This is a genomic window from Methylobacterium sp. WL6 (assembly GCF_008040095.1).
Taxonomy (GTDB): Bacteria; Pseudomonadota; Alphaproteobacteria; order Rhizobiales; family Beijerinckiaceae; genus Methylobacterium.
Genome location: NZ_VRVH01000008.1, coordinates 1 through 20256 on the forward strand (window position 1 = coordinate 1; position 20256 = coordinate 20256).

The 20256-nt window shown below is 70.7% G+C and carries 22 protein-coding genes; 13 read left to right on the plus strand and 9 right to left on the minus strand.

Annotated features, from left to right (window positions below; translation table 11 throughout):
• Window positions 1-189: FAD-dependent oxidoreductase (locus tag FV230_RS02285; protein WP_187275352.1), on the plus strand; the 189-nt coding region annotated here is incomplete at its 5' end.
• A gap of 95 nt (window positions 190-284) precedes the next feature.
• Window positions 285-902: a cyclic nucleotide-binding domain-containing protein gene (locus tag FV230_RS02290; RefSeq protein ID WP_147727710.1), complete on the plus strand. Its 618-nt coding sequence runs from the start codon at window positions 285-287 to the stop codon at window positions 900-902.
• A 46-nt stretch (window positions 903-948) separates the two neighbouring features.
• On the opposite strand, the gene FV230_RS02295 is transcribed toward FV230_RS02290, so the two are convergent.
• Window positions 949-2025 (minus strand): hypothetical protein, encoded by a 1077-nt coding sequence (locus FV230_RS02295; protein WP_147841080.1) that lies wholly within the window; start codon window positions 2023-2025, stop codon window positions 949-951.
• An 82-nt stretch (window positions 2026-2107) separates the two neighbouring features.
• Entirely contained in the window at window positions 2108-3109 is a 1002-nt protein-coding gene (locus FV230_RS02300; RefSeq protein WP_147841081.1) for a D-glycerate dehydrogenase, read from the minus strand.
• A gap of 240 nt (window positions 3110-3349) precedes the next feature.
• On the opposite strand from FV230_RS02300, the gene FV230_RS02305 reads away from it, so the two are divergent.
• Window positions 3350-3925 carry an SH3 domain-containing protein gene (locus tag FV230_RS02305; protein WP_147727712.1) on the plus strand — a complete coding sequence of 192 codons (576 nt, stop codon included), beginning with the start codon at window positions 3350-3352 and terminating at the stop codon, window positions 3923-3925.
• A 59-nt stretch (window positions 3926-3984) separates the two neighbouring features.
• Here FV230_RS02305 and irr read toward each other — a convergent pair whose 3' ends face one another.
• Window positions 3985-4497, minus strand: a complete 513-nt coding sequence (gene irr / locus FV230_RS02310) for a Fur family transcriptional regulator Irr (RefSeq protein WP_147727713.1) — start codon at window positions 4495-4497, stop codon at window positions 3985-3987.
• A 264-nt stretch (window positions 4498-4761) separates the two neighbouring features.
• Between irr and fabA the strand changes: the two genes are divergently transcribed.
• From fabA to fabI, 3 genes are all read left to right on the plus strand, one after another.
• Entirely contained in the window at window positions 4762-5289 is a 528-nt protein-coding gene (gene fabA / locus FV230_RS02315; protein ID WP_147727714.1) for a 3-hydroxyacyl-[acyl-carrier-protein] dehydratase FabA, read from the plus strand.
• A gap of 140 nt (window positions 5290-5429) precedes the next feature.
• The gene (gene fabB, locus FV230_RS02320) at window positions 5430-6656 is read left to right on the plus strand and encodes a beta-ketoacyl-ACP synthase I (RefSeq protein WP_147727715.1); all 1227 of its coding nucleotides are present in this window, start codon (window positions 5430-5432) and stop codon (window positions 6654-6656) included.
• A gap of 420 nt (window positions 6657-7076) precedes the next feature.
• Window positions 7077-7907 carry an enoyl-ACP reductase FabI gene (gene fabI / locus FV230_RS02325; RefSeq protein WP_147841082.1) on the plus strand — a complete coding sequence of 277 codons (831 nt, stop codon included), beginning with the start codon at window positions 7077-7079 and terminating at the stop codon, window positions 7905-7907.
• Window positions 7908-8003: 96 nt separating this feature from the next.
• Here fabI and FV230_RS02330 read toward each other — a convergent pair whose 3' ends face one another.
• Window positions 8004-8252, minus strand: coding sequence for a hypothetical protein (locus FV230_RS02330; protein ID WP_147841083.1), 249 nt, complete (start codon window positions 8250-8252; stop codon window positions 8004-8006).
• A 68-nt stretch (window positions 8253-8320) separates the two neighbouring features.
• Here FV230_RS02330 and FV230_RS02335 point away from each other — a divergent pair, with 68 nt between their 5' ends.
• The 3 genes from FV230_RS02335 (at window position 8321) to FV230_RS02345 (ending at window position 10425) form a co-directional block, all read left to right on the plus strand.
• Window positions 8321-8548 (plus strand): hypothetical protein, encoded by a 228-nt coding sequence (locus FV230_RS02335; RefSeq protein ID WP_147841084.1) that lies wholly within the window; start codon window positions 8321-8323, stop codon window positions 8546-8548.
• A 77-nt stretch (window positions 8549-8625) separates the two neighbouring features.
• Window positions 8626-8865, plus strand: a complete 240-nt coding sequence (locus tag FV230_RS02340) for a DUF2188 domain-containing protein (protein ID WP_147726267.1) — start codon at window positions 8626-8628, stop codon at window positions 8863-8865.
• Window positions 8866-8889: 24 nt separating this feature from the next.
• Window positions 8890-10425 carry a DUF6880 family protein gene (locus tag FV230_RS02345; RefSeq protein WP_246694693.1) on the plus strand — a complete coding sequence of 512 codons (1536 nt, stop codon included), beginning with the start codon at window positions 8890-8892 and terminating at the stop codon, window positions 10423-10425.
• 7 nt (window positions 10426-10432) lie between these two features.
• On the opposite strand, the gene FV230_RS02350 is transcribed toward FV230_RS02345, so the two are convergent.
• On the minus strand, window positions 10433-10792 hold the full coding sequence (locus FV230_RS02350; RefSeq protein WP_147841085.1) for a DUF427 domain-containing protein: 360 nt from the start codon (window positions 10790-10792) through the stop codon (window positions 10433-10435).
• Complete coding sequence (locus tag FV230_RS02355; protein ID WP_147841086.1) at window positions 10789-11688, minus strand: methyltransferase domain-containing protein; 900 nt, start codon at window positions 11686-11688, stop codon at window positions 10789-10791. Before FV230_RS02355 ends, FV230_RS02350 begins: the two co-directional genes overlap by 4 nt.
• A gap of 166 nt (window positions 11689-11854) precedes the next feature.
• On the opposite strand from FV230_RS02355, the gene FV230_RS02360 reads away from it, so the two are divergent.
• Window positions 11855-12079 (plus strand): hypothetical protein, encoded by a 225-nt coding sequence (locus FV230_RS02360; protein WP_147841087.1) that lies wholly within the window; start codon window positions 11855-11857, stop codon window positions 12077-12079.
• 111 nt (window positions 12080-12190) lie between these two features.
• Window positions 12191-12922, plus strand: a complete 732-nt coding sequence (locus tag FV230_RS02365; protein WP_147841111.1) for a ComF family protein — start codon at window positions 12191-12193, stop codon at window positions 12920-12922.
• Window positions 12923-12940: 18 nt separating this feature from the next.
• Here the strand turns inward: FV230_RS02365 and FV230_RS02370 are convergent, their stop codons facing one another.
• The gene (locus tag FV230_RS02370) at window positions 12941-13531 is read right to left on the minus strand and encodes a GNAT family N-acetyltransferase (RefSeq protein ID WP_147841088.1); all 591 of its coding nucleotides are present in this window, start codon (window positions 13529-13531) and stop codon (window positions 12941-12943) included.
• Between the two features lie 286 nt (window positions 13532-13817).
• Here FV230_RS02370 and zapE point away from each other — a divergent pair, with 286 nt between their 5' ends.
• Window positions 13818-15047: a cell division protein ZapE gene (gene zapE, locus FV230_RS02375; protein ID WP_147841089.1), complete on the plus strand. Its 1230-nt coding sequence runs from the start codon at window positions 13818-13820 to the stop codon at window positions 15045-15047.
• Between the two features lie 189 nt (window positions 15048-15236).
• Window positions 15237-18173: a response regulator gene (locus tag FV230_RS02380; RefSeq protein ID WP_246694694.1), complete on the plus strand. Its 2937-nt coding sequence runs from the start codon at window positions 15237-15239 to the stop codon at window positions 18171-18173.
• Window positions 18174-18374: 201 nt separating this feature from the next.
• Here FV230_RS02380 and FV230_RS02385 read toward each other — a convergent pair whose 3' ends face one another.
• Window positions 18375-19148 carry a ferredoxin--NADP reductase gene (locus tag FV230_RS02385; protein ID WP_147726273.1) on the minus strand — a complete coding sequence of 258 codons (774 nt, stop codon included), beginning with the start codon at window positions 19146-19148 and terminating at the stop codon, window positions 18375-18377.
• A gap of 137 nt (window positions 19149-19285) precedes the next feature.
• Window positions 19286-20218: a ring-cleaving dioxygenase gene (locus tag FV230_RS02390; RefSeq protein WP_147841113.1), complete on the minus strand. Its 933-nt coding sequence runs from the start codon at window positions 20216-20218 to the stop codon at window positions 19286-19288.
• Window positions 20219-20256 lie beyond the last annotated feature (38 nt).

Consider the following 20256-nt stretch of genomic DNA (forward strand, 5'->3'; position numbering starts at 1 on the left):
CCACTGCTCGCGCGACAGCGCCACGCCGGCGCGCGCCGAACGCTGCACGCGGCGGTCGGCGAGCGGATCTGGTTCGCCGGCGAGGCGCTGTCGCGCGAGCAGTGGGGCACGACCGGGGGCGCCTATGCCGAGGGTGTGCGGGCGGCCGACGCCGTGGCGGAGCGTATCCGGATGGGCACAGCCGCGTGACGGGATGAGGCGGCGGCGCCGGATCGTCTTGCGGTCGAGCCTGAAACGCGATGCATCAGGGGACGGATGATCGCGATGCGGGAAGAGGCCGTCTGATGAACTGGGTCGAGGGCATCGGCTATCTCGGGACGGCGCTGACCATCTCGGCCTCGGCGATGAGCACGATGATCCCGCTGCGGATCATCTCGCTCGTGGCGAGCGCCGCGGTCATCACCTACGGCCTGCTGATCGGCAGCATGCCGGTGGTGCTGACGGAGGCGATCCAGATCCCGTTCAACGCCTGGCGGCTCTGGCAGATGGTCCGACTGGTGCGCGACGTGGAGAAGGCCGCCGACGGCGACCTCTCCCTCGACTGGCTGAAGCCCTACGGCACCGAGCGGGCGTTCGCGGCCGGGGCATCGCTGTTCGCCAAGGGCGAGGCGGCGACGACGATGTACTACGTCGAGGCCGGCTGCTTCCGCATCCCGGAATACGGGATCGAGGTGCGGGCCGGCGGCATCGTCGGCGAGCTCGGCCTGCTCTCGCCGGGCAACCGGCGCACGGCCTCCCTGGTCTGTACCGAGGCCGGTCGGGCGCTGGAAGTGCCCTATTCCGCGGTCAAGCAGCTCTACTACCAGAACCCGGAATTCGGCTTCAGCTTCCTGAAGCTCACCAGCGAAAGGCTGTTCCAGAGCGCCGATGCGCGGGTCGCGGTGAGCGGCGACGTGGCCTGATCCGCGTCCGACCTGAGCGATCTTCGAGGATTCCGCGAAGCCGCCTCTAGGTGCGTCGTCCGAGAAGGCCGTGCAGGACCGCCCGCACGGCCGATCCCGCGGGCGGCGGGGCGGCCCAATCGGGGACCGGCCCCTCGTGAAGGTGCCAGTCGCGGGACTGGAACCGGTCGCCGGCTCCTCCGATCAGGCCGAGCCCGACGCACGGACGATGCTGCCCGGTGCCGATGCGGCCGGCGGCCCAGACGCGCTGCCACCGATCGCGGACCGTCAGGTCGGCATCGCACCAGCCGAGGCGCTCGCGGCCCATCACGGCGAAGATGCGCTCGGGCGACGCCCCCGCCGGGATCCGGACCCAGGCGGAGAAAACGTAGGGTGTTGCCGGATCGAAGCGAGCGGGGTCGAGCAGCTTGGTGAAGGCGCTCAGGCCCGGTTCCCGATGGAGGCCCTTGTGCCGCGTCGTCCCACGCGGAAGCCGCATCGCATCGGCGGAGGGCGCGGGCGCGAGCCAGGCCAGCGGTACGCCGGCATGCTCGGCATAGGCGGCATCGCACAGGGCGACCCAGGATTCGAGGTCGACGTCCCAGGCCTGCTCCCCGGGCGCGAACCGCCGGACGCCGCCTTCCAGCACTCTCGGCCCGGTGCGCCTGAAAGGCGGCACCACCCCGTCGTCATCCGCCTCGTGCACACGAAGCAGCGTCGACGGCCCATGGCGCCACACAGCTTCAGCCAGCCGTGCGAAGGCGGAATCGGGCTCGCCCGGCTCGACCTTCCTCACGAGGATCTTCGCGCCGGTCGCCAGGTCGGCGAGCATCTTGGCCTTCAGGTGCGCCACCCGGCCGTATTCGCGCTCGAGCAGCGCGTCGTGATCAGTACCTTCGACCTGTCGTTGAGTGTTCGACCAGATGTTGTAGGTCTGGCTCCGGCAATAATACACGCCGGTCTCGGTCGCCTCCAGGATCAGGTCTCCGGGGGCGCCGTACCTCGAAAAATCGGTCGTCAGTGCCTCGATGAGGTCGTCGAGGGGCGTGTACGCGAAGCGCAACAGGCCCGACGGCTCGGCGCCGCCGTAGCGCTGCACGAAGCCGAACTCGCAATTGCCGCCGAGGCTGCGGAACGCGTGCATCCGACCGGCCAAAGGCGGAACCGGGGTCCCGGTCGCTTCCGTCGAGGCGCTCACCATCCCCATGCCGTGTCCCGATCCCGGCTCAGAGCATGCTGGGCAGGATCCGATCCGGCGGGCGGTGGCCGTCCATGAAGGTCTTGATGTTGATGATGACCTTCTCGCCCATGTCGATCCGGCTCTCGAACGTGGCCGAGCCCATATGCGGCAGCAGCACGACCTTGCCGGACTTGGCAAGCTTGATCAGGCGCGGGCTCACCGCGGGCTCCTGCTCGAACACGTCGAGGCCGGCCGCCGAGATCTCGCCGGCCTCGATCAGGCGGGCGAGCGCGTTCTCGTCGATCACCTCGCCGCGGGCGGTGTTCACGACGATCGCCTCGGGCTTGAGCAGCTTGAGGCGGCGGGCCGAAAGCAGATGGTAGGTGGCGGGCGTGTGCGGGCAGTTCACCGACACGATGTCGACGCGCGCCAGCATCTGGTCGAGCGATTCCCAGTAGGTCGCCTCCAGCCCGGCCTCGATCGCGGCCGGGACCCGGCGGCGGTTGTGGTAGTGGATCTGCAGGCCGAACGCCTTGGCGCGGCGGGCGAGCGCCTGCCCGATCCGGCCCATGCCGACGATGCCGAGGCGCTTGCCGGTGATGCGGCGCCCGAGCATCCAGGTCGGCGACCAGCCCGTGGTCCAGTCGTCGTCCGGAATGATGCGCGCGCCCTCGGGTACCCGCCGCGCGACGGCGAGGATCAGCGCCATGGTCATGTCGGCGGTGTCCTCGGTCAGGACGCCGGGCGTGTTGGTGACGGTGATGCTGCGCTCCAGCGCCCCGCCCACGTCGATGTGGTCGACGCCGTTGCCGAAATTGGCGATCAATCGCAGGTTCGGCCCGGCCTGGGCGAGGAGGCCAGCGTCGATCTTGTCGGTAACGGTCGGGACCAGCACGTCCGCCTCGCGCATCGCGGCGGCGATCCGATCGGACGAGAGCGGGGCGTCGTCGTGGTTCAGCCGCGCATCGAACAGCTCGCGCATCCGCGTCTCGACCGCGTCCGGCAGGCGTCGCGTCACGACGACGAGCGGCTTGCGCTTCAACGACATCTTCTCTCCCATCACCGGTTCGGGCAGGCCCGACACGAACGCCTCGCGCGGCGTCGACGCATCGTGGACCGGTCCCGTTCCCGGTTTCAAGCTCCGTTAACCGAGCTCCGCCAGACAGGAGCGGACGGCTTCCGGCCTCTCTACCAGAGGCAGGCCGGAACACAATCCGAAGTGCCGCGGCGGCACCAGCCCGCGGCGCGGGCGTTCTGTCGCCGACGCGCGAAGATCAGGAGATGGACGATGCGGCTGGCTCGGCTCTTCTTCGTGGGCGCCGCCCTCCTGGCGTCGCCCACCCTCACCCTGCCGGCTTCGATCGGGACGGCATCGGCCGCAGCGAGCGGCGGTCCCGAATCCGGAATCGGGCCCGTCACCAAGTTGCCGCTGCCGCGCTATGCCAGCCTGAAGACCGATCGCGTCAACCTGCGCGAGGGGCCCTCGAAGGATCACCGCACCCTGTGGGTGTTCCAGCGCGCCGGCATGCCGGTCGAGATCGTCGCCGAGTTCGAGACCTGGCGCCGCATCCGCGATTCGGAGGGGACCGAGGGTTGGGTCCTGCACTCGCTGCTCTCCGGCCGCCGGACCGCGATCGTCACCGCGTCCAAGGGCGCCGACAAGGCCGCGATCCCGCTGCGCGCGCGTGCCGACGACGGCGCCGAGGACGAGGCCCGCCTGGAGGCGGGCGTGATCGGCAGCGTGAAGACCTGCACCGGATCGTGGTGCCGCCTCGTCGTCGCCCTGCCCTCGAAGCACGACGTGGACGGCTACATCCACCAGGACCGCCTCTGGGGCGTCTACCCGAACGAGAAGGTCGACTAGAAAAAAGGGCCCGGTTCGCACCGGGCCCTTTTCTTGAGTCTAGAAGGTTCGGCGGCTGCTCAGCTCTGGCGGCGCGTGCCGGGCCGGCGGCGCAGGCGGACGATCACCTCGACGCCGGCGATCTCCATGCCTTCGGGCGCATCGGGCAGCGATTCGACGGTGATGCCGCAATCGGGCATGTCTAGCACCTGCCCCTCGTCCTCGAGGAAGAAGTGGTGGTGCTCCGACGGGTTGGTGTCGAAGTAGGCCTTCGACCCGTCGAGGGCGAGCTGGCGCAGCAGGCCGGCCTCGGTGAACTGGTGAAGGGTGTTGTAGACCGTCGCCAGCGACACCGGCACCTTGGCGCGCATCGCCTCGTCGTAGAGCATTTCCGCCGTCAGATGGCGGTCGCCGCGCCCGAATAGCAGCCAACCGAGCGACAGGCGCTGGCGCGTCGGGCGCAGGCCGGCGCGCCGCAGGCGGTCGCGCAGGTCCGAGAGCGGACAGCCACGGCGGGCGGCACCCGATGCATCCCCCGAGAGGGCCGGGATCCGGGCGTTGAGCGCGGCCTGTAGGGACAGCAGTTCGGACATCGGAGGGACTGAACGCTCGCGAGGGATGAAGAATTTCGCTTTCGTGTATATGGGAACGGTCGCCGGCTCGCAACACGCCGCGGTCGGCCCTCCCCCGCTCCGCGTGACGGCCGCATCGTTCGCGCCAGCTTGGAACCGGCTCCGCGCCTATGCTAACGAGGCCGCCGAGTGCGCGGTTCGCCCCGTGTACGGCACGCGTGCCGGCGCCGAAGCCGGCCCGGGCCCGCCGACCGAAGCTCGCGACACGAGGACCGACCCGCCTTCATGACGTCCGACACCGAACAGACCGCCCCCCGCGCCTCGCAGTATTCCTACGAGGACCTGCTCGCCTGCGGGCGCGGCGAACTCTTTGGCGCGGGCAACGCCCAGCTGCCGCTGCCGCCGATGCTGATGTTTGACCGCATCACCGAGATCGGTGCCGAGGGCGGCGCCCACGGCAAGGGCCTGGTGCGCGCCGAGTTCGACATCCGGCCCGACCTCTGGTTCTTCTCCTGCCACTTTAAGGGCGACCCGGTGATGCCGGGCTGCCTCGGGCTCGACGCCCTCTGGCAGCTCGTCGGCTTCCATCTCGGCTGGCTCGGTTCGCCCGGCCGCGGCCGGGCGCTCGGCGTCGGCGAGGTCAAGTTCACGGACCAGGTCCTGCCGACGGTCAAGCAGGTGGTCTACGGCGTCGACCTGCGTCGGGTCCGGACCGGCAAGCTCGTCCTCGGCATCGCCGACGGATGGCTGGAAGCCGACGGCAAGCGGATCTACGAGGCCAAGGACCTGCGCGTCGCGTTGTTCCAGAGCTGAGCGGCGGACCTGATTCCGACGCGTCTCGCGCAACGAGGCGCGTCCTCGCCGGTTGGAAACAGGCCGGCGGCATCCTAGCTGACGAGGAAGCGTGACGCTCGCCCCATCCGGGGGGCGTCGCCGTGGAGACGAGTTCTTTCATGCGCCGTGTCGTCGTCACCGGGATGGGCATCGTCTCATCCATCGGAAACAACACCCAGGAAGTGCTCGCCTCGCTCCGCGAAGGGCGGTCCGGGATCACGCGCGATGGGTCCCACGCCGAGCACGGCTTCCGCAGCCAGGTCTCCGGCCGGCCCGACCTCGACCCTGAGGGCATCGTCGACCGCCGCGCCATGCGCTTCCACGGCGGCGGCAGCGCGTGGAACCACGTCGCGATGGATCAGGCGATCCGCGATTCGGGTCTCGAAGCCGGCGACGTCTCGAACGAGCGTACCGGCATCATCATGGGCTCGGGCGGCCCCTCGACCCGCGTGATCGTCGAATCGGCGGCGATCGCCCGCGAGAAGGGCCCCAAGCGGGTCGGCCCGTTCGCGGTGCCGAAGGCGATGTCCTCGACCGCGTCGGCGACGCTGGCGACCTGGTTCAAGATCAAGGGCGTCAACTACTCGATCGCCTCCGCCTGCGCGACGTCGAACCATTGCATCGGCAACGCCGCCGAGATCATCCAGGGCGGCCGCCAGGACATCATCTTCGCCGGCGGCTGCGAGGATCTCGACTGGACGCTCTCCGTCCTGTTCGACGCGATGGGCGCGATGTCCTCGAAGTTCAACGCGACGCCCGAGCGGGCCTCGCGCGCCTACGACGCGAACCGCGACGGCTTCGTCATCGCGGGCGGCGCCGGCGTGCTCGTGCTCGAGGAATACGAGCACGCCAAGGCGCGCGGCGCGCGGATCTACGGCGAGATCGCCGGCTACGGCGCGACCTCGGACGGGTACGACATGGTGGCGCCGTCCGGCGAGGGCGCGGTGCGCTGCATGCGCCAGGCGATGGAAGGCTTGAAGGGCGCACGGATCGACTACATCAACCCGCACGCCACCTCGACGCCGGTGGGCGACGAGAAGGAGATCGAGGCGATCCGCGAGGTTTTCGGCCGCGGCGAGGCCTGCCCGCCGATCGCGGCGACGAAGTCCCTCACCGGCCACTCGCTCGGCGCCACCGGCGTCCAGGAAGCGATCTACGCCCTGCTGATGATGAACAACGGATTCATCAGCGCGAGCGCGCACATCGACGAGCTCGATCCCGCCTTCGCCGACATGCCGATCCTGCGCGAGCGCCGGGACGGGGCCAAGCTCGGGCACGTGCTGTCGAACTCGTTCGGTTTCGGCGGCACCAACGCGACCCTGGTGCTGAAGAACGTCGACGCCTGACGCGTCGAGCAAGACCTGCGATCCTCCCCCGGCGGCGACCGACACGGCATTCGGGAACGATCCGCGGCGAAAGGGATCGTTAACCACCGGAACCCATGCTTCCGGTTCCGGTTTCGTCGGAAAGCCATGCCTGGGAGCGGCGCGCGCATGACCTTCGTCCTGATCGGATTCGTGCTGGCTGCGGTGATCGTCGGCTCGGCCGGCATCTACGCCAAGCAGGCGCTGATCGACGACGCCAAGGCCCAGACGCGCGGCTACTTCTAGCGCGAACGCCCTCTTCGGCCGTCATCGAGCCCCGCCGGATGGCGGGGCTTTCGTTTTTTCCTCGTTGCCGATTGGACAGCGTCGTCCCCCGCGCCTAAGCGTCGGTCCCTGTCTACTGCGCCCGGAGAGGCGCATCGCTCGGGAGTGACGGATCGGATGACGGGTTTGATGGCGGGCAAGCGCGGCCTGATCATGGGCGTGGCCAACGACCACTCGATCGGCTGGGGCATCGCCAGAACCCTGCATCAGCACGGTGCGAAGCTTGCCTTCACCTATCAGGGCGATGCCCTCGGCAAGCGCGTCACGCCGCTCGCCGCCCGGCTCGATTCCGATATCGTCCTGCCCTGCGACGTGGAAGACCTCGCCTCCGTGGACTCGACCTTCGCGGCCCTGGACGAGCGCTTCGACGGCACCCTCGATTTCGTCGTCCACGCCATCGGCTTTTCCGACAAGGCGCAGCTCAAGGGTCGCTACGTCGACGTGACCACCCGCGAGAACTTCTCGCGGACCATGACGATCTCGTGCTTCTCGTTCACCGAGATCGCGCAGCGGGCGGCCAAGCGCATGCGCGAGGGCGGCTCGCTCCTGACGCTGACCTACGGCGGCTCCACCCGCGTGATGCCGAATTACAACGTGATGGGCGTGGCCAAGGCCGCGCTCGAGGCGTCCGTGCGTTATCTCGCCACCGATCTCGGCCCGGACGGCATCCGGGTGAACGCCCTGTCGGCCGGGCCGATGCGGACGCTGGCCGGCGCCGGAATCGCGGACGCGCGGCTGATGTTCAACCACCAGAGGGCACATGCGCCGCTGCGGCGCACCGTGACGCTCGACGATGTCGGCGGCTCGGCGCTCTACCTGCTGTCCGACCTCTCCGGCGGCGTCACCGGCGAGATCCACTTCGTCGATTCCGGCTACAACATCATCTCGATGCCGCGGCCCGACGTGCTGCAGGCGCAGGACGAGGCCGGCGTCGTCGGCGACGCCTGAGACGCCTTCGTCAGCACGTCACGGCGATCAGGCCGATCACCAGGCTCGCCAGCAGCAGGATCAGGTGGATTCCGACGCCGTCGCCGAGCCACGCGCTCATTCCGGGATACGGCCCGGGGGCAGCAACCCGGGCTCGCGCACGGGGCGGCGGACCGCGCGGCGCTCGCGCCGCTCGATGACCGCCCGCGGCGGCGGGGCGGACGGGTAGTTCGACGCGAACGGATTCGACGGGACGCCCGATCCGGTGAGCCCCAGCGTGCTTCCGGCGTAGCCCGTGCCCTGCGCCAGGGCCGGAAGCGAACCGGCCGCGAGGATCGCGGCGGCGAGCGTTGTGCGGTAGGGCATCGATATCCTTCGTCCTGTGGCTCTCGTCAGATAGGGCTGCGGCGGCGCGGGCGGAAACGGAAAACATCATGGAACCGCATCGGATCGAGCGCGACGGCACGACCTACGACGTCACCTTCGAGCGTGCGCCCGAAGGCTGGGTCGCCCGCATCCGCCGGACGAGCGACGGCGCGGTGCACGTCGTCGCCTTCGCCGACGGCGTGGGCTACGCGGCGGACGATCCACGCGGCTCGCTGATCGCCGGTTGCAAGGCGGCGATCGAACGGCTGCCGTGGGGCGTCCCGACCAGGCACTGATCGCCCGGCCGGCGGAACCTGCGCGTCGCCCCCGTGTTCGCGCTGGACAGATCCTCTTCTCAAGACCGGAGTTTTCGATGTCCGAAGTCACCTATCACGTCGTCGAGCACGATGGCGGATACGCCTACAAGGTCGGCGACGTCTTCTCGGAGACCTTTCCGAGCCGCGACGAGGCCCTCCAGGCGGCACAGGCCGCCGCGGCCGAGCAGCAGGTGCCGGGCTCGACCGAGGGCATCCGCTATCAGGACGGTGCCGGCGCGTGGCACGACGAGACCGCGCGCGGCGACGACCGCCCGACCGCGAAGGTCGCGGACTGATCGAGACCCGTCCCGCGTCGAACGATGGCACGCAAGGCGGCCTCGGTGCCGCGGAAGCCGAAGACCGAACCGGAACCGGACGTCGTGCCGGTTCTGGCGAAGCTGCCGAAGGGTGCACGCCGCACGACGCCGTCTCGTGAGACGCTCGCCGCCCTCGCCCCCGATCGGCTCATCGGCCTGATCCTCGCCGAGACTGCCCGCAACGCCGCGTTCAAGAAGCTCGTGAGCGCGGCGCTCGCCTCCCTGCAGGGGCCGGAAGCGGTCGCGGCGATCGTCGACCGGCGGCTGACCGCCCTGGAGGGCGCCCGCGGCTTCATCGACTGGCAGAAGCGCCGGGCGTTCACCACGGATCTCGGCGCGATGGTCACGGTGATCCTCACCGAGCTCGCGCCGCTCGATCGCATGGCGGCTCTCGAACGCCTGGTGCGCTTCCTCGGCGGCGCCGACGCGGTGCTTAACCGCGTGGACGACGGTTCGGGCGCGATCCAGGCGATCTACGAGCGCGCTTCGGATGCCGTGGTCGAGATTGCCGCAGAGCTCGAGCCGGACGAGGCCGGGCGGTTCGCGCTGACGCTGATCCCGCGCTTCGTCGCCGACCCCTACGGGCCGTTCGGCGTGCTGATCCGCGATCTGGTCCCGCGCCTCCCCGCTGCCGCCCTCGCCTCGCTCGATGCGAAGCTCGCCGAGGCGGCGGACACGAAGCATCGGGCCGCGGATGCACCGAACGGGCCCGCGGCCTCGCGAGCCGATCTCCGCCACGGGAACATCCTGCGCGTCCGTCAGGACATCGCCGACCGGCGCGGCGACGTCGCGGCCTACATCGCGCTCGAGCAAGCGATCATGCCCGGCCGTCCCGACGGGACCGAGATCGCAGGGCGCCTGCTCGCGGCCGGGCGGGCCGCCGAGGCGCTGGATTGGATCCGCCGCCCGAAATCATCGCGGAGCGGCGTGATCACCCGCGCGATGCTCGCGACCGGAGATGCGGCGCTCGACGGCCCGGACCGCGAGCGGATCGGGCTGGAGATCCGCATCCTCGATGCGCTCGACCGACGCGAGGAGGCTCAGGCTCTGCGCTGGCAGGGGTTCGAAGCGACGCTCGACGCCGACATGCTCCGCGCGCTCATCGCCAAGCTTCCAGATTTCGAGGACGAGGAGGTGCTGGAGCGCGCCCTCGACCACGTCGCCCGGCACGACGATGCCCATCGCGCGCTGGCCTTCCTGGTGGCGTGGCCGAGCCTCGACCGCGCGGCGCGCCTCGTCTTCGATCGCCGCGCGGAGTGGCGGAGCGAGGCCTATCGCCTTCTCGGTCTGGCGGCGGAGGCGCTGGAGCCCGATCATCCGGCCGCGGCGACGCTGCTGCTGCGCCGGATGATCGACGACATCCTCCGGGATGGACGCAGCAGCGCCTACCCCTATGCCGCCCGCCACCTCGCGGCCCTCGACGGGATGGCGCCGCGCCTGACGCCGGGATCGATCGATCCGTCGCCCGAGGCCTACCGCACCGGCCTGCGGACGGCGCATGGACGCAAGCACGGGTTCTGGTCGCTCGTGCCGGCGTGAGGCCGAATCACACCGTCTCGATCGCGTCGACGCGGTCCGGGTAGAAGGCGAGATGCCCGGCGATCTCGGCGACCGCCGGAAACGGCGCCTCGTAGCTCCAGACCGCGTCGGGGCGCGATGCGTCGCCGACCGCGAGGCTGAAGTAGCTCGCATCGCCCTTGTACGGGCAGTGGCTGGTCCGCGCCGACTTCTTGAAACGCGAGAGGTCGGCATCGCTGCGCGGAATGTAGAGCACCGGAGGGTACGACGCTTCCTTGAGGGAAAGTACCCGCTCGCTCTCGGCGACGGCGACGCCGTCGAGCATCACCCGGACGCGGCCCGGATGCGGCGTGATGGTGATCGGATGGTCGGGGCCAGGTTGCTTCATCGCGGAATCCTCTCGGTCGGGTTCAACTCGATGGTGCCGAGGGCGTCGGCGAGCCGTGCCTTCGCGCTGCCGGGCTTCAGCGGGACCTGCTGGCTCGCATGCGGCGCCCAGCCGGTGAGCCACAGGATCTCGAAGCTGGCGCGAAGCCGCCCGTCCGCGTCAGCGAAGCGCGACGCGTAGATGTCCGCCATCCGCATCAGCGTCGCCCGCCGCAGGGGCGTGCGGCGGCGCTCGACCAGCGCGTTGGTCAGGCCCATGGCGCGCAGGTCCCGCATCAGGGAAAACGGGTCTGCGTAGCGCACCGTCACGGTCTCGGTGTCGGCGACCGGCAGGGCGAAGCCGGCGCGCTGCAACAGGGCGCCGGCCTCGCGCACCTCGGCGAACGGCGCGACCCGCGGGCTGACGCCGCCCTCGACCTCGCTTTCGGCCTGGGCGAAGCTCGCCCGCAGCTCGTTCAGGGTGGCGCCGCCGAGCAGGCAGCCGAGGAACAGCCCGTCGGGGCGAAGCGAACGGCGGAGCTGCACCAGCGTTCCGGGAAGATCGTTGACGCCCTGGAGCGCCAGCAGCGACACGGCGAGGTCGAAACCCTCGGGCGCGGCCGGCAGCGCCTCGGGGTCGGCGACCGCTTGCCGGACGCCGGGCACGGCCCGGTCCAGGATCGGCGCGAGGCGTAGGACCGTCGCGTCGGGGTAACGCGCCGACAGGACGCGCGCGGCCGCCGCGGTCGGCGTCGCGAGATCGAGGCTTCGGGTGAAGTCGCGCAGCACCGCGCCGAGGCGATCGTCGAGATCCTCCGCGACACGGGCGATCAGGAAATCGGCAAAGCCCGCACGCTGCGCCCGCGCCAAGCGTCGGCGGGCGAGGACGGTGTCGAACAGGGGCGAAGGCGCTGTCATCTGCCCCATCACATGGCGCTCGGATCGCTGTCTTGCCAGCGGCGCGACCGACGGGTGGCGAGGGCCGGACGACGATCACACTTCTGAGAGGGTGGAACGGGAACGGGGCGTCGCCGTTCCTGGTCAGTTCCATCGGCCGCTCGGCCGCGTACCGGAGTCCCATCCCATGATCCGCTTCCTGTCCGGGGGCGCGCTGGCCCTCTCGATCGTCGCTTTCGGCTCGGCCGCCGATGCCAAGGGTTGCATCAAGGGCGCCATAGTCGGCGGGATCGCCGGGCACTATGCCGGCCATCATGGGCTCGTCGGCGCCGCGGCCGGCTGCGCCATCGGCCGCCATCGCGCGAATGCCGAGGCCCGCCGCAACGACCAGACCGCGCCGACGACGCGCTGAGGCACGCTCCCGATCGCGTCGGTGCGGCGGACGGATCGGGCCGTGCATGCGCCTGAGACGTCGAGCATCGAGATCGGCCGTGCGACGCAGGGCGCGCGGCCTTTCGCCGTCCTGGGTCGCGCTACCCGCGCCCTGGTCGGTCTCGTCTACCCGCCGTCCTGCGCCGGCTGCGGCGCGGCCACCGCCGATCCTGGCGCGCTCTGCCCGTCCTGCTGGGCCGGCCTGCGCTTCATCGAGGAGCCGTGCTGCGCGCGGTACGGCACCCCGTTCGCTGTCGATCTCGGAATCTGTCCCCTGCTGTCGCCGCGGGCGATCAGCGAGCCGCCGGTCTTCGCGCGGGCCCGCGCCGTGGCGCTCTACGACGACACCGCCCGCGGCCTCGTCCATCGCCTGAAGTACCAGGACCGCCTCGACCTCGCCAAGGCGATGGCCGCGATGATGGCGGCGTCCGGCGCGGCGCTGATCGCGGAGGCCGACTGCGTCGTGCCGGTGCCGCTGCATCGCTGGCGCCTGTGGCGGCGGCGGTTCAACCAGGCGGCGCTGCTGGCGCGGCCGGTCGCCCGGGCCGGCAGCCTGCCGTTCCTGCCGCGGGCCCTGGCGCGGGTGAAGGCGACGCGCTCGCAGTTCGGGCTGACCCGCGCCGGGCGTGCCGAGAACCTTCAGGGCGCCTTTCGGGTGCCGGGGGCGCATCGGGCCGGCATCCAGGGACGGCGCGTCCTCCTAGTCGACGACGTCACCACCACCGGCGCGACCGCCAACGCCGCCGCCCGCGCCCTGCTGCGCGGCGGGGCCGCCTCGGTCGACCTGCTCACCTTCGCCCTGGTGGCCGACCCGATCGGTTGAGCGGGGGCGCGATCGTTCTCACGCGGGCGGCGGGTTTCGCGACTGAAGCGCCGCGATCGTCAGGTCGAACGCCTCGGCGATGCTCTCGTGCCAGAGCGAGAACGGGGTGGGCCGTTCGAGGTGCACGGCGGCCTCGGCCTCCGTCCCGCTGGCCTGCAAGTCGGCGCCGTGCCGGATCGCGAGGCGGCGCATCGGTCCGTTCATGGCCAAGCACCGCACGTGCAAATCGCCGACGCCACGATTGCGCGCCGCTTCCGTGATCCGCGCGAACAGCGCCCCGCCGATGCCGCGACGCCGGTAGGCGCGCTCCACCGCGAAGGCCGCCTCGGCCTGCCTGCCGAGGTCGAGCGGCGTCGCACCCGGGCCGGACGGTCGCAGCTCCGCGACCCCGCGCAGGGTGCCGGACACGAAGGCACCGAAGATCAATCCGTCGGCCGTGACGGCGCGCTCGGCATAGGCACGGATCCCGGCCTCGCCGACGCTTCCCATGAACCGGTTCGCGCGGGTTTCGGGGTCCAGGCGCAGGAAGTAGGCGAGGATCTGCGCGCGGTCGCTCGCGCGCAGGCGTCGGATCGTGTGTCCCGCCGGTTTCGGCTCGGGCAATGCCATGTGCAGGTCTCTGGTATCGGCGCGCTGGGTGCGCGCATCCGGGCGTGCCCTCCCTCGAGGCAGGCAGGGTCTCGCACCGCCAAGCCGATTGTGCAATGCAACAATTCGTCGTCGCATCGCGTCGCCAGGGCTGACATGCATGCAGGGGATGGAACCACTTCTGTTGCATCGCGGTGCGACGCGGGGTTGATCGACCCGCCCGCGCGCGGCAGACGGTTGGGACGGGTCGCGCGTTGCAGCATCGCGCGGATGCCGAGCAGGATCCCGTGGTCGTGAGCCGGAAGCCGTGAGCCCAACCTCGCCGAGCCATGCGCCCTCCGCCGATGCGCGCAGCGGTGCGCTTTCTCCCGGCCCCGTCCACGATCGCTACGAGGCGCTGATCGCCTCCGGCGCGATCGAGCGCGACCCGGCCCAGGCGCGGCTGGTGCGCGCCCTCGACCGCCTAGTCCTCGACCTCGAGCGGAGGCGTCGCGCCAAGAAGGGCAGCGCGCTCGGCTGGCTGTTCTCGCGGAAGGACAGCGTCGGGCCGCCGAAGGGCCTCTACATCTGGGGCTCGGTCGGGCGCGGCAAGACCATGCTCATGGACCTGTTCCACGAGGCCGCCCCCGGGCCGAAGCGCCGCGTCCACTTCCACGGCTTCCTCGCCGACGCGCACGAGCGCATCCACGCCTACCGCCAAGCGCTGAAGCGCGGCGAGGTGAAGGGCGACGACCCGATCGGCCCCGTCGCCGACGCGCTCGCCGACGAGGCGACGCTGCTGTGCTTCGACGAGTTCACGGTCACCGACATCGCCGACGCGATGATCCTCGGCCGGCTGTTCGGCGCGCTGTTCAGGCGCGGCGTGACGGTGGTCGCGACCTCGAACGTCGAGCCGGACCGCCTCTACGAGGGCGGCCTCAACCGCGCGCTGTTCCTGCCCTTCGTCGAGGAGCTGAAGGAGCGGGTCGAGGTGCTGCGCCTGGATTCGCGCACGGATTTCCGCCTGGAGAAGCTCGGCGGCGCACCGGTCTACCATGTGCCCGCGGACGCGGGGGCCCGAGCCGCGATCGATGCCGCGTTCAAGGGGCTGACCGGGAAGGCCAAGGGCCGGTCGGCGACGATCACCGTGCACGGCCGCGCCGTGCCGGTGCCGCAGGAGGCGGCCGGCGTCGCCCGGTTCTCCTTCGCCGACCTCTGCGCCCAGCCGCTCGGCGCCTCCGACTACATGGCGGTCGCGCGGGCCTTCCACACGGTGATCGTCGAGGACATCCCGGTGATGGGCGAGCAGAACCGCAACGAGTGCAAGCGCTTCATCACCCTGATCGACACCCTGTACGACCGCCACGTGAAGCTCGTCGCCTCGGCCGCGGCGGAAGCGCAGGACCTCTACACGGTCCGCGAGGGCCGCGAGGCCTTCGAGTTCGACCGCACCGTGTCCCGCCTGATCGAGATGCGATCGACCGAATACCTCGCCCTGCCGCATGGATGGGCGGATTCGGAAGCCTCCGGCGCCACGACCGGCCTCGTCGAGACCTGATGCGGCTTCGCGGCCGCCCGAGCTTCGACGGGTAAGGCTTCGACAACCGCCCCGTCCCGTCTATGTCTGCGCAGGTCGCCTCGGCACGTCGCCGGGCCGATCCGAGGCACCCGAGATGATCACCGATACGAAACACCCGCGCGCCGCGGGTGGTGCTGCGATGCGGGGCGGGTTCGGGATGGTCGTCGCGTGGTGAGCCCCCGATCGATCTCGTTCCTGCGTCGGTCGAACTGGCGCAGCGCACGGCCCTTCGCCGGGCTGCTCGGCTCGCCGGTCGCCTTCGGCCTCCTGATCGTCGCCCTGGTGGCGGGTGGCTGGAACTACGTCGGCGGCGAGGCGAGCCGCGCGGCGGTCGCGGCCGGAAATACCCGGATCTCGGGGCTCGAGCGGCTGCTCTCGGCGGTGAAGGACCTCGAGACCGGCGAGCGCGGCTACGTCCTCGTCGGCGGCGACGTCTACCTCGAGCCCTACCAGAAGGCGCTCGGCGCGATCGACACCGGTCTCGCCGGGCTCGGCAGCCTCGCCCAGGTGCCGCTGCGCCAGGGCGGGACGTCCCTTGCCGCTCTCATCGCGGACAAGCGCGACTTCGCGGCCCGGGTCGTCGCCGCGCGGCGGGACGTGAGCTTCGATGCGGCGACCGAGATCGTCCGCACCGGCGTCGGCAAGCAGCAGATGGACGCGATCCGCGCCGAGACCGCAGGATTGCAGGCCTCGATCGCCCGGCGAATGGAGGCCGATCGCAGCCGCGACGCCGCGCGTTCCTTGCTGCTGTCGATCCTCACGGCAGTCTGCGCGGTCGTGGCGATCGTGCTCCTCGCCCGCCTCGCCCTCGTCCGCCGCCGGGAGGCGATGCGGATGTCGGGCCTGCTCGACGGGGTGCTCGCCAATGCCCCCGTCGGCCTCGGCTTCCTCGACCGCGATCTCAAGATCCGCCACATGAACCGGGCGCTGGCGGTGATGAGCGAGCGCGGCTTCGGCGCCGACCTCGGCGCCCCGATCTGGGCGATGCTGCCGACCCTCGCCGACGCCCTTGGTCCGAAGCTCGCCGCGGCCCTCCACGAAGGGCTGGTGACGCCCGACGTACCGGTCGCCGTCCCGACGCCCTCGGCACCCGGCGGCGTGCGCCGCTTCTCGATGAGCTTCTATCCCCTCCGCGGCACCTCCTCTGAGGTCGAGCCGGCGATCGAGGGCGTCGGCATCGTCGTCCTCGACGAGACCCTGCGCTGGATGGTCGAGGAGCGCATGCGCCGCAGCGAGGAGCGCTTCCGCTCGCTGATCGAGGCGAGCGCGTCGATCGTCTGGACCGCGACGGCCGAGGGCACCCTGCACCCGCGGCAGGCCTCCTGGACGCGCTTCACCGGCCAGGACGACGCGGCCTATGGCGGCGAGGGCTTCCTCGACGCGATCCACGCGGACGACCGGGCGCATACGGCCGAAGCCTGGACCGTGGCGGTCTCGACGCTGCAGCCCTACGAGACCGAGCACCGGCTGCGCCGGGCCGACGGCGAGTACCGCCACATGGCGGTGCGCGCCGTGCCGATCCTCGCCGAGGACGGGCGCCTGCGGGAATGGGTCGGCACGCATACCGACATCACCGAGCGCAAGGCGGCCGAGGCCGCCGTCGAGGCGGCTCGTCAGGCGGCGGAGGACGCCAACCGCGCCAAGAGCCAGTTCCTGGCCAACATGAGCCACGAGCTGCGCACGCCGCTCTCTGCGGTGATCGGCTATTCCGAGATGCTGCAGGAGGAGCTGGAAGACCTCGGCGAGCCCTCGCTGATCGCCGACATGAAGAAGATCGAGTCGAACGCCCGCCACCTTCTCGGGCTGATCAACGACGTCCTCGACCTGTCGAAGATCGAGGCCGAGCGCGTGGAGATCTACGCCGAGGACTTCTCCGTCGCCGAGGTCGTGGCCGAGGTCGCCGCGACGGTCGAGGGTCTGATCGCCAAGAAGGAGAACGCTCTCGACCTGACGATCGCCGAGGACGTCGGCACGGCGCATACCGACGTGACCAAGCTGCGCCAGTGCCTGATCAACCTCCTGAGCAACGCGGCGAAGTTCACCGAGAACGGCCGCATCGGCCTCGCCGTGACGCGCGATGCGGAGGCCAGGCTCTGCTTCGCGGTCAGCGATACCGGGATCGGCATGACCGACGAGCAGGTCGGGCGGCTGTTCGAGCGCTTCACCCAGGCCGACGCCTCCACGACCCGGCGCTTCGGCGGCACCGGGCTCGGCCTCTCGATCACCCGCGCCTTCGCCGAGCTGCTGGGCGGCACCGTCGAGGTCGCGAGCCGCGAGGGCGCAGGCAGCACCTTCACGCTGATCCTGCCGGCGCAGTTCTCCGGCCCCGACGCCGGAGCGGCACACGGGGAGGATACGGCGGTGGGAAACCGCATCCTCGTCATCGACGATGATGCGGCGACGCGCGACCTGCTCGCGCGCTTCCTCGAGAAGGAGGGCTTCGTGGTCTCCACGGCGGAGGACGGACGCCAGGGCCTGGAACGGGCCAGGGCCCTGCGTCCCCGCGCGATCCTCCTCGACGTGACCATGCCGCGGATGGACGGCTGGTCGGTGCTGCGCGCGCTCCGGGCCGACCCCGAGCTCGGCGCGACGCCGATCATCATGGTGACGGTGCTCGACGAGCAGAACCTCGCCTTCTCACTCGGCGCCACCGACTACCTGCACAAGCCGATCGAGTGGGGGCACCTCAAGGCCGTCACCGACCGGTTCCGCCCCGGCAATGCCGAGGGACCGATCCTCGTCGTCGAGGACGATCCCGACGCCCGCGAGCGCGTGACGACCTTCCTGGAACGCGAGGGCTTTCCGGTGCGCTCGGCCGAGCACGGCAAAATCGCGCTGGAGGAGGTGGCGCGGGAGAAGCCCGCCCTCGTTCTCCTCGACCTGATGATGCCGGAGATGGACGGCTTCGGCTTCCTGCGCGCCCTGCGGACGCGGGCGGAGTGGCGCGACATCCCCGTGGTGGTGCTCACCGCCAAGGACATCACGGCCGAGGACCGACGCCGGCTCGCCGGGCAGGCGGACCGGGTGATCAGCAAGGGCTCGGTCAGCCTGTCGGATCTGGCTCAGGAGGTGCGGGGTCTGGTGGGGATTCCGGCGCGGGATTGAGAAGGGCGCAGCTGCCCGAAACGATCGCGCGAGCGATCACGGTGGCCATGCCCTCCCCGTCATCCCGGGGCGCCGAAGGCGAACCCGCGCTCCGGAACCGCAGGTCGTGCTCCAGCTTGCGCCTTCGACGGTTCTGGATCCCGGGCCCCGCTGCGCCGACCCGGGACGACGACGGTGGTTCTCGGCGGGTCCCGGAAGACCCTACTTCTCGACGAAGGCCTTCTCGATCACGTAGTGACCGGCCTCGCCGTGGTTGCCCTCCTCGTAGCCGCCGTTGGTCAGCAGCTCGCGGGTGTCGCGGATCATGTCGGGGCTGCCGCAGAGCATGAAGCGGTCGTTCTCGACCGACATGTTCGGCAGGCCGATATCCTCGAACAGCTTGCCCGAGGTCATCAGGTCGGTGATGCGGCCGCGGTTGCGGAACGGCTCGCGGGTCACGGTCGGGTAGTAGATCAGCTGCGCGCTGATCATCTCGCCGAGGAACTCGTGCTTCGGCAGGCTCTCGGTGATGGTCTCGCCGTAGGCGAGCTCCTGCACCTGCCGGCAGCCGTGGACGAGCACGACCTTCTCGAAGCGCTCGTAGGTCTCCGGGTCCTTGATGATCGACATGAAGGGCGCGAGCCCGGTGCCGGTGCCGAGGAGGTAGAGGTTCTTGCCCGGAAGCAGGTTGTCGAGCACCAGCGTGCCGGTGGGCTTCTTGCCGACGATGATCGGGTCGCCGACCTTGAGGTGCTGCAGCTTCGAGGTGAGCGGGCCGGCCTCGACCTTGATCGAGAAGAATTCCAGCTCCTCCTCGTAGTTAGCCGAGACGACGCTGTAGGCGCGCAGCAGCGGCCGGCCTTCGACCTCGATGCCGATCATCGTGAACTCGCCGTTCCGGAAGCGGAAGGCCGGATCGCGGGTCGTGCGGAAGGAGAAGAGCGTGTCGGTCCAGTGGTGGACCGACAGAACGCGCTCCTCGTAGAACTTGCTCATCGACTGAGGTGTCCCGAATCCCGATGGGTTTGGCGGTCTTTTCGCAGGTGCGGAACGCAGGTCAAGACGCGCCGACGACACACAGCCATGCAACCGCAACTGATTGGAATCGCTCTTAATACCCGCGGCGATCCGACCTAGAGCGGCTTCAGCCCGGCCTCGATCTCGGCGCGCCGCGGCTCGAGGAACGGCGGCAGGGCGAGGCCCTGACCGAGCCGGTCGAGCGGCTCGTCGGCGGTGAAGCCGGGGCCGTCGGTGGCGATCTCGAACAGGATGCCGTTCGGCTCGCGGAAATACAGGCTGCGGAAGTAGTAGCGGTCGACCGGACCGCTCGACGGCATCCGCCGCACCTTGAGCCGGTCGGCCCAAGCTGCGTAATCCACATCGGGGATGCGGAAGGCGACGTGGTGCACCGCGCCGGCGCCCTGGCGGGCGGGGGCGGAGGCGTCGCCGACGAGCTGCACCTCGGCGGCCGACCCGCCCTCCCCCATGGCGAAGACGTGGACCGTTCCCTCAGGCGCCTCGAAGCTGCGGTCATGCCGCATCCCGAGGACGTCCACGAGCACCGAGCCGGTCCGCTCCGGCTGAGCGACGGCGAGGCGGATCGGGCCGAGCCCCCGGATCTGATGCTCGGGCATCACCGGGCTGCCGGCCCAGGGGTGCGCATCGCCCGCGCCGCCGTCGTCGACGAGGCTCAGGCGCTGGCCTTCCGGATCCTCGAAATCCAGGGTCAGGCGTCCGTCGCGCTCGACCGGCTCGGAGTGGGCCACGCCCTCCCGCGCGAGCCGCTCGCGCCAGGCGTCGATCGCCGCCGGGCCGGCGACGCGCAGGTGCGTGCGGGTGATGCTGTTCGTCCCGCGTCGCTCGGGCGGCGTCGGCCAGTCGAAGAAGGTCACGTCGGTGCCGGGCGAGGCCAGCCCGTCGGCGTAGAACAGGTGGTAGGCCGAGACGTCGTCCTGGTTCACCGTCTTCTTGACGAGCCGCAGGCCGAGCACGCGGGTGTAGAACGCGTGGTTCTCCGCGGCCCGCGCGGTGATGGCGGTGAGATGGTGGATCCCGGTGAGCTGCATCGGCGAGAGCATCTTCCGTCGAAGCGGTCGCCGGTCCG